The 15,032-nt window shown below is 45.0% G+C and carries 12 protein-coding genes; all 12 read left to right on the top strand.

Annotated features, from left to right (window positions below):
- Nucleotides 1-205: 205 nt before the first annotated feature.
- The 12 genes from MHH63_RS18110 (at nt 206) to MHH63_RS18055 (ending at nt 15,018) form a co-directional block, all read left to right on the top strand.
- Complete coding sequence (locus MHH63_RS18110; protein ID WP_143759894.1) at nt 206-418, top strand: hypothetical protein; 213 nt, start codon at nt 206-208, stop codon at nt 416-418.
- Between the two features lie 224 nt (nt 419-642).
- Entirely contained in the window at nt 643-1,842 is a 1,200-nt protein-coding gene (locus MHH63_RS18105) for a saccharopine dehydrogenase family protein (protein WP_036679313.1), read from the top strand.
- A gap of 10 nt (nt 1,843-1,852) precedes the next feature.
- Nucleotides 1,853-2,989, top strand: a complete 1,137-nt coding sequence (gene nspC, locus MHH63_RS18100) for a carboxynorspermidine decarboxylase (protein ID WP_076125019.1) — start codon at nt 1,853-1,855, stop codon at nt 2,987-2,989.
- Between the two features lie 499 nt (nt 2,990-3,488).
- On the top strand, nt 3,489-4,112 hold the full coding sequence (locus MHH63_RS18095) for a deoxynucleoside kinase (RefSeq protein WP_076304418.1): 624 nt from the start codon (nt 3,489-3,491) through the stop codon (nt 4,110-4,112).
- Nucleotides 4,109-4,762, top strand: a complete 654-nt coding sequence (locus tag MHH63_RS18090; RefSeq protein ID WP_076125023.1) for a deoxynucleoside kinase — start codon at nt 4,109-4,111, stop codon at nt 4,760-4,762. The genes MHH63_RS18095 and MHH63_RS18090 overlap by 4 nt, the downstream gene beginning before the upstream one ends.
- Before the next feature lie 291 nt (nt 4,763-5,053).
- The gene (locus tag MHH63_RS18085) at nt 5,054-6,265 is read left to right on the top strand and encodes a collagen-like protein (protein WP_341171879.1); all 1,212 of its coding nucleotides are present in this window, start codon (nt 5,054-5,056) and stop codon (nt 6,263-6,265) included.
- A gap of 202 nt (nt 6,266-6,467) precedes the next feature.
- A complete protein-coding gene (locus tag MHH63_RS18080) occupies nt 6,468-7,880 on the top strand; it encodes an extracellular solute-binding protein (protein ID WP_341171878.1) in 1,413 nt (470 codons plus the stop codon).
- Between the two features lie 460 nt (nt 7,881-8,340).
- Nucleotides 8,341-9,999 carry an extracellular solute-binding protein gene (locus MHH63_RS18075; protein WP_341171877.1) on the top strand — a complete coding sequence of 553 codons (1,659 nt, stop codon included), beginning with the start codon at nt 8,341-8,343 and terminating at the stop codon, nt 9,997-9,999.
- Nucleotides 10,000-10,112: 113 nt separating this feature from the next.
- Nucleotides 10,113-11,078 (top strand): ABC transporter permease, encoded by a 966-nt coding sequence (locus MHH63_RS18070; RefSeq protein ID WP_081383132.1) that lies wholly within the window; start codon nt 10,113-10,115, stop codon nt 11,076-11,078.
- Between the two features lie 67 nt (nt 11,079-11,145).
- The gene (locus tag MHH63_RS18065) at nt 11,146-12,024 is read left to right on the top strand and encodes a carbohydrate ABC transporter permease (protein ID WP_076301259.1); all 879 of its coding nucleotides are present in this window, start codon (nt 11,146-11,148) and stop codon (nt 12,022-12,024) included.
- A gap of 64 nt (nt 12,025-12,088) precedes the next feature.
- Entirely contained in the window at nt 12,089-13,156 is a 1,068-nt protein-coding gene (locus tag MHH63_RS18060; protein WP_076301258.1) for a zinc-dependent alcohol dehydrogenase, read from the top strand.
- On the top strand, nt 13,153-15,018 hold the full coding sequence (locus MHH63_RS18055; protein WP_341171876.1) for a WD40 repeat domain-containing protein: 1,866 nt from the start codon (nt 13,153-13,155) through the stop codon (nt 15,016-15,018). The genes MHH63_RS18060 and MHH63_RS18055 overlap by 4 nt, the downstream gene beginning before the upstream one ends.
- Nucleotides 15,019-15,032: the final 14 nt, after the last annotated feature.

The raw sequence follows: 15,032 nt of genomic DNA, 5'->3' as shown, positions 1-15,032 counted from the left end.
AGCTTTAGGCTGAACTCTCCTTCAGGGGAGCTCAGCTTTTTTGCGTGGAAGGCAGAAGATTTAGGGGGATATGCAATGACCGTAAACAAAGCGTACGCGATTTTGAAGAATGTGTGCGGGAATCTTTTCGAGGATTCTTTATACGGATGATGATGAATATTGGAAAAATGGGACAACTTATAATTATCCCAATGATCGTTCAATTATGGGCGCGAAACGGATGGGCATAGCAACAACGATTAATATTGGGACAAAAACGGGTAAGAGTATATATTACGGCCTCTTTGTATTTGCTGCAGTGCTGTTGATTGGAATGTGTGGAAACCGAACTTCTTTAGGCGGAGTTGAAAGGGTGGTGAGATTTTTCATTGATTTTAAAATAAATCGTATGAAGTATAACCCTCTTGTGATAGAATAATCTAGTTGCCCTAGTTTCTGAAAATTCACTCTGTTCCAACTAAACACCTGATCTATAAACGTGGATAATCGAGGAAATATGAGCATTTAAGAGTATTAACAAGATTTCTTAGAGATTTTACACAAAACACATCATTTTTTGTCGGTTTTTATTGATTTATTCAAAAATATTATGTATAATCAGCCTTGTTGATTTTGCAAATGGAATTTTAGGAGGTTTTTATTTTGGGAAAAGCGTTAATTATTGGCGCTGGCGGCGTAGCAAGTGTTGTTGTTCATAAATGCTGCCAGAACCCGGATGTATTTGAAGAGATCTGCATTGCTAGCAGAACTGTCGCGAAATGTGACGCTCTGAAAGATAAATTAGCCGGAGGCCGCACGAAGATTTCTACTGCTCAGCTCGATGCAGATAACACGGACGAAGTCATTGAACTGATCAAGAGCTTTGAGCCGGATGTCGTTATTAATGTCGCTCTCCCATATCAGGACCTGACGATCATGGATGCGTGCCTGGCAACAGGAGTGCACTATGTGGATACTGCCAATTATGAACCACAAGATACAGCGAAATTCGAATATTCCTGGCAGTGGGCTTACAAAGAAAGATTTGAGAAAGCTGGCCTTACCGCTTTGCTCGGCAGTGGATTTGACCCAGGAGTAACTGGCGTATTCACGGCTTACGCGCAAAAGCACTATTTTGACGAGATCCATACCATTGATATTGTTGACGCCAACGCTGGCGATCATGGATATCCATTCGCTACAAACTTTAATCCTGAAATCAATATTCGTGAAATTACAGCTAATGGCCGTTATTTCGAGAATGGCGAGTGGATTGAAACTGCACCACTTTCTGAGAAGAAAGTTTACGATCTTCCGGAAATTGGACCTAAAGATATTTATCTTTTGTACCATGAAGAGCTGGAATCCTTGGCTGTTAACATCAAGGGCGTGAAAAAGATCCGTTTCTGGATGACTTTCTCACAGAACTACCTGACTCACTTGAAAGTGCTTGAGAATGTGGGTATGACTTCTATCGAGCCTATCATGTACGAAGGTAAAGAGATCGTTCCTTTGCAATTCTTGAAGGCAATGCTGCCTGACCCAGCTTCCCTGGGACCAAGAACAAAAGGTAAAACTAACATTGGATGTATCATCCAAGGTACTAAAGACGGTAAGCCAAAAACTTATTATGTATACAACGTTTGCGATCATGAAGAATGTTATGCAGAGGTTGGCTCCCAAGCCATTTCCTATACTACAGGCGTTCCTGCAATGATCGGAGCAATGTTAATTATAAAAGGAATCTGGAAGAAACCAGGCGTGTACAACGTAGAAGAGTTCGATCCAGATCCATTCATGGAAGCTTTGAATAAACATGGTCTGCCTTGGCAAGAAGATTTCTCGCCAACGCTGCTAGACTAAGGCGCGATTGATGGATATTGATATCAGCGTTGTCCCGTCACCATGTTACCTTGTAGATGAAAGATTGCTTACCCGCAATCTTGAGATTATGAATTCTGTACAAGAACGTACAGGAGCTAAGATTTTGCTCGCGCAAAAAGGCTTCTCTATGCACTCCTTGTATCCGCTAGTTGGCAAGTACTTGCATGGCGTAACTTCCAGCTCCTTATTCGAAGCCAGACTTGGCTATGAAAAAATGGGCAAAGAGGTTCATGTCTACGCACCAGCTTATGTGGACAGTGAATTCGATGAGCTTCTTGAATACTCCGATCACATTGTGTTCAATTCTTTTGACCAGTGGAATCGATTCAAGGATCGTGTGAAAAATGCACCGAAGCACATCAGCTGCGGCATTCGAGTGAATCCGGAGTATTCCGAGATCGAAGTTCCGCTGTATGATCCATGCTACAATTATTCCAGAATGGGAGTAACTCTCCCTAACTTTAGACCTGAAGAGCTTGAGGGGATTGATGGATTACACTTCCATACCATGTGCGAACAAAATTCTGACACACTGGAGCGTACGCTCAAGGTAGTCGAAGAGAAGTTCGGACCTTATCTCAAAGGGATGAAATGGCTTAATTTTGGTGGCGGTCATCATATTACACGTCCCGATTATGATCTGGAGACCCTTGTCCGCTGCATTTTGCATATGAAAGAGACTTACGGTGTGGAAATCTATCTGGAGCCAGGTGAGGCCGTTGCGCTTAATACTGGATATTTGGTAGCTACCGTTCTGGATGTTATGCATAACGGAATGGACATTGCGATTCTCGATACTTCGGCTGAATGCCACATGCCAGATGTACTGGCTATGCCATACCGTCCGAACATTATCGATGCTGGACAACCTGGGGAATATCCTTATACGTACAGATTAGGTGGAATGACTTGCCTAGCCGGAGATGTGATTGGAGATTATTCCTTCAAGGAGCCTTTGAAATACGGCGATAGACTCGTATTCCTAGATATGGCGCATTATTCTATGGTGAAGAACCATATGTTTAACGGCGTGAATCTGCCAGCTATCGTCAGCTACAATGACGAAGAAGGAATTAAAGTAATCAAACAGTTCGCTTTCGAAGATTTCAGCGGACGTTTATCTTAATAGAATGATCTAAAAAGGTGTCCCTTCAGGGACACCTTTTTTGCTATGGTTCCAGTCCTTTGAATGCGCGATTACATCTAGGAAAAGAGAAGTGAAGCTAAGGACCGTATAGCAGCTATTGGTATTTATTAGCTTATTTAGCTAAGGTTATGGACAGTATAGCTCTTATTGGCCGGATAGTGACTATTATTAGGGCGCATTTGGTAGAATTGCTGCAACTGAGTCCGATTGTATGCTGATACAGCCGATTTTTCGGAAATAGAGTCTCCTCGGTCCGCTTCATGCTCGTGGGGATGGGGAGAAGATAGATATCGAACCGTTTTTTCATAGGGATCCTTCTCTTGTTATTGGGTCTAGCTTACAGTTGTATACTTGTATTGCTGGAAAAGTTTCTTCATAATTAGCCGCTCACAAGTAAGGTCTCATGTGATACAATAATTTAGTCTGTTTTTAAAAATAGTTATTGAAGGGTCCGTATCTGAGGAGGAAGTCAGCATCAATGAAACATGCACCGTTTATTGCAGTGGAAGGCCCGATCGGGGCTGGAAAAACAACATTAGCTTCGATGCTTGCAGAGGAATTAAACTTACCGATTATTAAGGAGATTGTTGATGAGAATCCGTTTCTGGCTAAATTTTATCAGAACATGGATGACTGGAGCTTTCAACTGGAGATGTTTTTTCTCTGTAATCGGTACAAGCAGCTTGAAGATACAGTAACTCAATACATAGATAAAGGTAAACCGGTGATCTCGGATTATCATATTTATAAGAACCTTATCTTTGGGGAACGAACGCTGAAGGGAACGAAACGAGAAAAGTATCGACAAATCTATCATGTGCTGACGGATGACCTGCCGAAGCCAAATATTATTCTCTATATAAAAGCGGATCTCGATACCTTGTTAAAAAGAATCGCCAAACGCGGACGCCCTTTTGAAGGGGACATGGATACTGCGTATTTGCAGCAATTGATAGAAGATTATGATGATGCGATGGCCTCTCTAGCGATTCAAGAGCCGTCTACCGCTATTATTACCATAGATGGAAATGCAGTCGATTTCGTGGAGAACCCAGAACACTTCGTCGAAATTGCCTCTCACCTAAAGGAGCTAATGAAATGAATCCATATAACATCCCAGATAACGCCATAATTACCGTGGCAGGAACCGTGGGGGTAGGAAAATCCACTTTAACAGGTGCTTTGGCTAAAAGGTTGAATTTTCAAACCTCGCTGGAGCAAGTTGATCATAATCCTTATCTTGAAAAGTTTTATCATGATTTTGAGAGATGGAGTTTTCATCTACAGATCTATTTCCTAGCCGAACGTTTTAAAGAACAGAAGAAAATGTTCGAAATGGGCGGTGGTTTTGTTCAAGATCGCTCGATTTATGAAGACACTGGTATTTTTGCTAAAATGCATGCGGATCAAGGCACGATGTCCAAGACAGACTATGAAACCTATACAAGCTTGTATGAAGCTATGGTTATGACACCTTATTTCCCGCACCCTGATGTGCTGATTTATATTGAAGGCAGTCTTCCTTCTATTTTAGCGCGAATTAATGAACGTGGCCGTGAAATGGAAATACAAACGGACGTGTCCTACTGGGAACATATGCATGGCAGATATTCGAAATGGATCAATGAGTTTACAGCTTGCCCAGTGCTCCGACTGAACATTGATGATTATGACGTGAATGATTCGGCATCAATGGCGGATATTCTTACGAAGGTAGGCAACACCATTCGTAAGCCTGTTGATACAATATAATAGTTGATGATTAGCAGCTCCCGTGGTTTGGGGGTTGTTTTTTTATGTGCTCAAAAAAAGACCCAAATCTATGATTTGGGCCTAATAGGGAAGTGTCAGTTGTCCTAATCATAAAATACGAAAAGTAAATTAAAATGGTGTGGACATTGTAATGTGCTTAAGGGCCACCTCCTATTTTATTAGCCCTTTTTTATAAAAATAGGTTCCAGTCTAATAGAAACTAGTTATTGGTCCATGTCTAAAATTAATAAGATGCGTACACTGAACTATCTTTATAGGGAGGTGTACGCATTGAGTTGTCCAGACGATAAAAAGTGTCATAAGAAAAAAGTCGCCACTGTATTTCCTTCGAAAAGAAAAAGAAAAGAACATCGCCGAAAGGTTATTAAGAAGATTGTAAAAGTAACCTGTCCTCCACCAGAAGTGAATGTTACTACTCCGACAGTTGTTGGTGCTACAGGACCGCAAGGGCCGCAAGGAGCACAAGGACTCCAAGGAATACAAGGGGCCCAAGGCATTCCCGGAGCTCAAGGAGCACGAGGATTCCAAGGAGCTGAAGGACCTCAAGGACCTGCCGGCGGACCTCCGGGACCCCAAGGACCTCAAGGTGAACCCGGGCCAGCGGGAGCGATTGGTCCTCAGGGTGTAGCGGGCCCCGTTGGTCCTCAGGGTGCGCAAGGCGTTCCGGGTGCCCAAGGAGTTGTAGGTCCTCAGGGATCGCAAGGTTTACCGGGTCCTGCAGGAGCTATAGGACCACAAGGTTTTGTAGGAGCAACCGGAGCGCCGGGAGCGCCGGGAGCACCAGGAGCACCGGGAGCAACCGGAGCAACAGGAGCACCGGGAGCGCCGGGAGCGCCGGGAGCGCCGGGAGTAGCTGGAGCAACAGGAGCACCGGGAGCGGCCGGAGCACCGGGAGCAGCAGGAGCACCGGGAGCAGCAGGAGCACCGGGAGCAGCAGGAGCAACGGGAGCAACCGGGGCGCCGGGAGCAGCAGGAGCACCGGGGGCAGCAGGAGCCGCGGGAGCAACCGGAGCACCGGGAGCAGCAGGAGCAACGGGCGCAACCGGGGCAACAGGAGGCGTATTAGGTTTTGCTGATTTTTTTGCCCTAATGCCTCCTGATAATGCAGCAACTGTAGCACCGGGCACAGACGTAAGTTTTCCTCAAAACGGACCTACTAGCGGGACAACAATTGCACGAACAGGTCCTAGTTCTTTTAATTTAGCGGCAATAGGGACTTATCAGGTGTTGTTTCAGGTTAGTGTAACCGAAGCGGGACAACTAATCTTGACTCTTAATGGCGCAGATCTCGCTTATACCGTAGTTGGACGCGCAACAGGTACATCGCAAATCGTAGAAATGGCTATAGTGCAAACAACGGTCATTAACACCATCCTGACCGTTCGCAATCCTGCTGGTAACTCTACTGCACTTACTATTACTCCTCTCGCTGGAGGAACAAGATCTGTTTCAGCACATCTCGTTATTACACAATTAGCGTAATGAAAGCTCTGACCTAAAGATAATTTGGAAGTTTGCCACCTCTAATTAGGTGGCTTTTCTTATGAGTTTAATTAAAGGAAGGATGTACAAGCTACCTGCCCTTACTTGGCGTCTACTGGTATTTTTATTTGACTTCAAATCAGAGTTGACGCAAAATAAAAGGGAGATGATGTAAATTTGATTTTTTTAGGGAGAATTGTACATGAATAATAAATCAGGTCGTCAATCCTTCCGAGAGCGACTGGATCATATGATTGGAAAGCTTCGTACGGATATTCTGAGTGGAATTCTACAGCCAGGTGCTTATCTGCCAGCTGAGAGTACATTAGCGAAGCAATTTGAACTAAGTAATAAATCGGTTAGAAGAGGGCTGGATGTGCTTGTACAGGAAGGCCTAATTGTTAAAATTGATCGTGTAGGCAGTATGGTTATGGAATCTGTGCAGGAAAGAATCCGTATCCATTTTGGCTGCAGTGCGTCGCTGACCAAAGACTTTCTGTTGGATGATCTAATTGGCGAATTTCATCGGCTGCATCCCGGCATTCATATTCTTCCACTGGCCCTGAATGATTTTGATCATGTGAATTCTGCTGTGGAAATGATTAATAATGGAATGCTCGATGCCGTATCACTGAATAGTACACAGTTTCAGGAAATGGCCGAAAGTGGATCGGCGGAATTGTTGGAAACGCTTGATCCGGATCCCGAATTGTATCCAATTGCGACGGAAGCTTTTTATCATGGAGAACAATTGTATGCTTATCCGATTTCTTTCTCCCCCGTGGTGCTTTGCTACAATAAGGCACATTTTCGGGAAGCTGATCTGCCGGAACCGGATAGCTACTGGACCTGGGATGACTTGATTGATGCGGCTCGTCAGTTGGCTGAGAAACGTGGACGCCATGCCATTTATTTTGTGCCCGCTTCCGAGAACCGTTATTCTGTATTCCTGCTGCAGAGCGGGATTCAAACTGTGGCAGACGGAGCCGAGCATCGTACACTTAGCCCGGAGACGGCTAATAGTCTAAGTGTGTATAGTCGGTTGGTGAACAACCATCAGATTTTCCCGAAATATCTTGCCGGCAATCATGAAGATGAAACGATATCTTTGTTCGTTCAAGAACAGGTTTCGATGATTCTAACGACATTTTTTAATTTAAATGATTTCAAAGATTTAACGCTGGATTACGATCTCGCACCATTACCTAGGCTGAAAACAAAAGATCCCCAGAAGACGCTATTAGTGACGATCGGGGCAGCAGTGGTTGGGAATTCAAGACAAAAGGAAGCGGCTCGCCAATTCGTCAATTTCCTTGCTTCAGCAGAAGCTCAGAAAATCATCCGGGAGCGAACAGTTAGTATTCCGGCTCGAAAGCGGATTGCTGAGATGAGCATTACGGATCATTTGAATCGACCTTCGAGATATCTGATGTACAGAGAGCTATTTCCAACCTTTTCATATCTCAAGGATTTAGGGCTTCCCATAGCCGTTCTTAAAAGCTTTCGTAAATTGTTAAATGCTTATTGGTCAAAGATGATAGATGAGGCTACGCTTCATGAGGAACTAAGTGTATTGATATCTGAGCGGGATAGTACGGCCGAAAGGGATTCATAAGTGAATAAATGTTATGGCGTGATTATGGTACTACTATGCCATGATTACGCATTTTTTTAAATGTTTTTTGTAAGCGTTTTCTATTAAATTTGATGGATTTCTGCATTTTACGACAGGTACATGTCATATAAGATTACACATATTAGAGATATTTCTTATTATTATATTGACAGCATGCAGGCTGGAAAATATAATAAAATACATCAGATGTATATCAGATTAAATGCAAAAGAAGTCTGAAACTCTGATTTGTAAATCAAAAAGAAGTCAGTGTGCTTGTTTTTGTCTATTCTAAGTAGAAAAGGGGCCAATGAAAGGAGGATATACCCTATTAAAGGTTATTTACAGTAGGATTATTCATTTAAAAATTTATTGATGTATCGTTGATTCCTTCTTCTTGATGTTAGTGAATATATCATAATGATTATCTTATTTTTAGTTATTAATAGGGGGTTGAATTATGAATGTTGCTAAAAGGAAGTTAGTTCTGCTGTTTCCTGTCCTCTTAGTACTGGTCATACTCGTATCTGCTTGCGGCAGTTCGAACAGTAATGCAGGCAATAGCGCAAACCCTACTGCGGATGCTCAGAAATCTACGCCAGCGCCCGCTAAGGAAGGCACAACAGTAGGGGGGCTGCAGCTCCCGATTGTTTCAGACAAATTGGATCTGTCTCTCTGGTCGCCTAGCGGCGGTAATTTCAGGGGAACTAATTTTAATGAGAAATTATCCTTTCAGCAAATGGAAGAGAACACAAACATTCATATCGACTTTCAACATAGTACGGAAGCCAGTGCGGAAGCCTTCAGTCTGTTAATGTCATCGGGGAAGTTGCCGGACATTATATACAATGACTTGTGGGGCACGGATTCCGGAAAATATGGCACACAAGGCGCGCTTCTTCCACTCGAAGATCTGATTGAAAAGCATGCGCCAAACTTTAAAAAAATCCTCGACGACAACCCGGATATTCGGGGACAAATCACCTCGCCTGAAGGCCACATTTTTTACCTGCCTAATCTCGTTCTTGATTCACAAGATCTCACTCAAATGTTCCCGCAAGTGCGGAAAGACTGGATCGATAAGCTGGGTCTGTCTATGCCGGAAACCACAGACGATTGGTACAACATGCTTAAGGCGTTCAGGGAGCAGGATGCCAACGGAAATGGTGCTAAGGATGAAATCTCTCTTGTTACGGTCAATCTGGAGAATATCATGATGTTATTTGCTTCTGCATTTGGCGTTGATTACGGCTTCTTCGTTGAGGATGGGCAAGTAAAATATGGCCCAAATGATCCACGATTTAAGGATGTCGTAACTTACCTGCATCGTCTATACGATGAACAATTACTCGACCCGAACTATTTGGTAGATACCACATTCCAGACACTGACGGAGAAAGTGACCACGGATGTAGCTGGCGCCTGGTTTGGCTGGTCTGGCTCCTATATGGGGAACTTTACAACCCTGATGGAAGGGAAACATCCAACCTTCAAAATAGCACCCGCAATTCCTCCTAAAGGACCCAATGGTGATCAACGTCATGTCTCTTTCCGCTGGCAGGCAGCAGCACACGGTTTGGCCGTCTCCTCAAGAACTGAGCATCCTGAAGAAGTGATCAAATGGCTGGACTATCAATACTCAGAGGAAGGGATTCTGCTCAACAACTTTGGGGTTGAAGGCAAGTCCTACGATCTGGTGAACGGAGAGCCTATCTATAAAAAAGAAGTAACTCACCCCACTAATGGGTTGACGAATACACAAGAATTGTTGAACCATACCATCGGCGGCGGAAGCTGGGCTACGGTAGCCGATACCAGATATGCTCAACAAATCCGGGAAGCGAACGGACAGACGGAGAATCCATTAGAGCTTTATAGCGACTATATTGATTTTGATAGCAAATTGCCTCCAGTACAATTCACGACCGAAGAAAATGACGTTGTTGTTCCATTGATGGCTGATATCCAGACCTATGTTGCAGAAACGGCCAATGCCTTGATCATGGGGCGCCAAAAGATCGAAGACTACGACAAAGTAATTAAGCAGCTGGAGAAAATGGGGATTAACGATGTGCTGAAAGAATATCAGACGGCCTACGAGAGATTTAAAGGTAAATAACTAATAACTCAGCTTGTGAGAGGTTGTCGTGTCGAGCGGCTCTGAGTAATTTAGGTGACCGCTCGCCACAGGACAGCTATGACTAACGCCAGTGTCCGGGAGAGGAGAACTTTATGGCTGTACCTGTAAAAGTCGCCAAAGTTAAAAGCGGGAAACCTCTGGGCAAGATGAGCTCGATTTCCTGGAAACGAATAGCCTCTAATCGCTACCTGTACCTCATGCTGCTCCCTACCGTTTTGTATTTTCTGATCTTTGAATATAAGCCAATGTATGGTGCGATCATTGCTTTTAAGAATTTCAATCCTTATTTGGGAATCGCGGATAGCCCTTGGGTGGGTTTCAAGAATTTCGAGAAGTTTTTTGAAAGCTATTATTTTCTCAGACTACTTAAAAATACCTTCCTAATGAGTTTCTTCTCACTGATCTTCATTTTTCCTGCTTCGCTAGCTTTTGCTTTGCTGCTCAATGAGCTGCGCCTTAAGAAACTCAAGTCCTTTCTTCAGACCGTGTCTTATCTGCCGCATTTTATTTCACTGATCGTAATCTGCGGGATGATTATTGATTTCACTAAGCCTGGTGGGATTATTAACAGCCTGCTGCTAGGCATCGGCATCATTTCTGAACCTATTCAGTTCCTGATTTTGCCGGAATGGTTTCGGACGATTTATGTGGGTTCTGGCATGTGGCAGAGCCTCGGCTGGAATTCGATCATTTACTTAGCGGCATTATCCGGCATTAATCCGAGCTTGTATGAGGCTGCAGTTGTCGATGGGGCGGGACGCTGGAAACAGCTTATTCATATTACGCTGCCGGGAATTCTGCCAACGGTGCTAATTCTCTTAATTTTGAATGTGGGTACCTTGCTGAATGTGGGCTGGGACAAAATAATATTGCTTTACAATCCCGGAACGTACGTGACCGCGGATGTTATTTCGACATTTGTTTATAGACGAGGTGTAATGGAGGCGGATTATAGCTTTTCTGCGGCGGTTGGATTATTTAATTCCGTGATTAACTTTACATTATTAGTCATAGCGAATCGGATCAGCCGTAAAACAACCGAAAGTAGCCTATGGTAATAACCTGTATTCAAAGCGAGATATGCTGAAGCTGGATTAACGCAGTATAGCTTTAGGAGGGTAGACAATGGTTGTGAAACGCAGTCTTGGTGAAATCATATTTGACAGCTGCAATATGCTGTTTCTGATCTTGTGTTCATTTCTGTTTTTGTACCCGATGTGGTACGTGCTAGTCTCTTCATTCAGTGACGCGCATGCTATTGCTGCGGGGAAGGTAAGTTTCCTTCCGATTGGTTTCAATCTGGATGCTTACAAGCTGGTATTTGAGGATGAGCGGGTCTGGACAGCTTACGGCAATACTTTCTTTTATGTACTTGTTGGAACACTGATTAATCTGGTATTAACGACACTTGGTGCTTATCCGCTGTCCAGAAAAAATCTGGAAGGCAGAAATATTATTATGGCGTTCATTGTGTTTACGATGTTTTTCAGTGGTGGACTAATTCCGGCGTATCTGAATGTTCGAGAGCTTGGGCTGTATGACACGAGATGGGCACTCCTGTTGCCGGGTGCGGTTAGTGCCTTCAATTTGATCGTGATGCGGACCTTTTTTCAGTCTATCCCAGATAGCCTGATCGAGTCTGCCAAAATAGACGGTGCCCATGATTTCAGAATCCTGCTGCGGATCGTGCTTCCGCTCTCAATGCCGGTTCTGGCTGTGATGACTCTCTTTTATGCGGTTGGCCACTGGAACAGCTGGTTCTCAGCCATGATTTATTTACAGGATAGAAATTTATTCCCGCTTCAGCTGATTTTGAGAGAGATTCTGATTCAATCCTCTGCTCAAAATATGCTTGCAGGCGTCACTCAGGATGAGGTATTTCGTATCAGTGAATCTATTAAATTCGCTACGATTATCATTGCTACCGTTCCGATTCTGATGATCTATCCATTTCTGCAAAAGTATTTCGTTAAAGGTGTCATGATCGGTGCTCTGAAAGAGTAACAGCCAGAGAGAAGATGCTGCTTGTGACAGTATCGTTTCTAAAGCAGCCGGGAGGAGAAAATGTATGAAGGCGGTAGTATCTCAAGAAGGACAGATTCGTATGACGGATGTTCGGACACCTGTTATAGAAGATGGATTTGTACTGGTGGAGACTGAATATTCGGCAATTAGCCCCGGAACGGAAATGATGATGAATGGCCTGCAGCGAACCCATCAGATTGTTCTTGGATACAGTGCGGCAGGTGTAATTCGAACGCGGGGAAAAGGAATGGAACATTGGCCCGAAGGACTTCGGGTAGCTTGCTACGGTGGACCCTATGCAAAACATGCGGAATGGCTGCTGATGCCTCAGCATCTGATGGTGCCTATTCCTGATCATATCAGTTCAGAGGAGGCATCGACTGTAGGGCTTGGAGCTATTGCAATACATGCATTAAGGCAGGTTCTCTTGCAGTTTGGGGAGACGCTTGTGTTGATCGGTGCCGGAATTCTTGGGCAGTTGATTGCGCAGATTGCCAGAGCCGCAGGATGCCGGGTGATCGTTTATGATCTGCTTGCGGAACGCTGCGAGGTGGCTGAGAGCCTAGGAATTAGGCATATCGCAACTAGCCCCGCGCAGGTGGAAGAGCATCTCGTTAACCTGACAGCGGATATGGGTGCTGATGCAGTCATCGTATGCGCGGGTGGAAAGACTGGAGAACTGATCGATCAAGCGCTGAAGTGGGTACGGGATCGCGGCAAGGTATTGCTAGTTGGCGATATTAAACCGGATTTCTCGCGTGAGCTGATGTTCGGCAAGGAAGCTCAAGTTCTAATTTCTAGGGCTGGCGGCCCTGGAAGATATGATCCTGTTTATGAGCAACAGGGGGTGGACTACCCTTACGGCTACGTTCGATGGACAGAAGGTCGTAATATGGCAGAATATATTCGGTTAATCTCCGAAGGGGACATTCAGGTGAAACCATTGATTAGTGCAGTGTTCCCGGTTGAGCGATGCGAAGAGGCCTTTCGGCGTTATGCCGAGGATCCAGTGGATTTGCTGGGAGCGGTGTTAGCTTATCCTGCGGCAGTTTCTATACCAGAAATAGTTGGCAAGGAACAACAACTGACGGAAAAAGGCGGGAGCCGATGAAGGCATTTCGGATCGGTGAGCCACTTCATGGTTTGGCGGTATGGGCTTCAGCTTACGGTTCATGGCAAGGAACAGAGTGGGTTTACGCGGTTTCTTCTGGAAGCCCCTGTATTTTATTTGTCCTGGACCCCAGCGGTGAGAAGACCACTGGACGATATGCGCTTGAAGGATCCGATCATTGCTGGGGCGTAGTGTCAACGGCAAGCGGGGTATACATCGGGGGAAGTGGCATCTTGTACAGATACACCCATGATAGGGGTGTGGAGAATCTTGGGGAGATGATTCCCGGCGAATTCTATACCTGGCGGCTGGCGGCAGATGAGCAAGGCAGGATCTATGGAGGTTGTTATCCTGGTGGCAAAGTATTTCAGTATGATCCAGTAACAGGAATCTTCAGGGATTACGGTGTTATGGTGAGCGGGGAGCAATTTGCTCGCTCGATGGAGGTGTGGAACGGTAAGCTCTATGTGGGTGTGGGTACCCAGTCCCCACATATTGTTGTGCTGGATACAGAGACGGGGAGCCGCTCAGAAATTGGGCTGCCTGATGAATGCTGTGGTGAACAGCTGGTCTATGACTTAAATATCATTCATGGCAAGTTGTTTGCCCGAGTCACACCGTCTGCACGATTGTACATTTATGATCTGGAACAGCAGGAGTGGGGCGACGTTCTGGAGTGTGTAAGTGGACTAAGTGTTTCACCCCCGGATGAGCAAGGAAATGTGTACTTTATTAAAGATGACTATTTACAGCGATTTGATCTTCAGACAGGGAGTTTATTTGTTACCTCGTTAGCTATGTCGGAGCCTGCGGGAGATTATGGTTGGCTCCATAATCATCCGCTAAATTCCAAGGGCCGATGTTTAATCGGTGTGTATAGGGATGGAAGCTGCTGGATCTACGACCCGGATACTGATCAACATAGGGTTATGGATTTCGGGCTACAGGGTCAGCCGGTTCATCTGCAATCCATGACCCGCGGCCCTGACGATGCGTTATATATTGGAGGTTATTTTGCAGGCGGGTTAGCCAGATTTGATACGTCTAGTGCTGAGTTAATCTCTTATCGGGGGATTGGGCAGACAGAAGGCATGCTTGCTGGGGACGACTGTCTTTATTTAGGAGTATACCCTAGGGCAAATATTTACAAATATGATCTGAGTCGAGAATGGAAGCCAGGAGACAATCCAGAGCTATTGTTCTCCCTTCAGGAAGAAGAGCAGGATCGTCCTTTTGCGTGGACTTGGGCGGGCGATCAATTGGCAATCGGAACGGTTCCTGCCTACGGTCGTCATGGAGGTGCACTCACTTTCTATCATCCTGCGAGCGGTGCGCGAGAAGTGTTCAGAAATCTTTTGCCGCTGCAGAGTATAGTGTCCTTAACTAGCCGGGATCAGCTGCTGTTCGCTGGAGGGTCCGTATGGGGTGGGCTTGGAATTTCGCCGCAGCGAGAGGATGCATCTTTGTTGATCTGGGATTTGCAGAATCGTTGCAAGGTATGGGAAGGGGTTCCAGTGCAAGGGGAACGGGCAATATCTGCTTTGGTACTAGATGATGAAGGTAATCTGTGGGGCTTGACGGCGGGACTTCTGTTTCGGTTCGATCCACAGCTGAAGTGTACTGTGCAGACCTACTCTTTATTTTCGATGGATTGGACTGTTGTGACTCATTTTTGGCGTAGTGGCAATGAACTGCTATACAAGGATGGCATGTTATATGGCGTGTTGATGAATCGATTGTTCAAGTTTGATGTGAAGCGGGAAGAGCTTGAAGTACTGGATGATGAGGCAAGATTGCTGACGATGGATCGTAAGGGTGACCTGTATTTTGCAAGAACAACGGTATTGTATCGCATGCAATAGAAGAGGCAGCACTA

This window comes from Paenibacillus sp. FSL H3-0310, assembly GCF_038002785.1.
Classification (GTDB): domain Bacteria; phylum Bacillota; class Bacilli; order Paenibacillales; family Paenibacillaceae; genus Paenibacillus_AQ; species Paenibacillus_AQ odorifer.
Note: the sequence above shows the minus strand (reverse complement) of the source record. Positions and strands in the feature narration are given on the sequence as shown.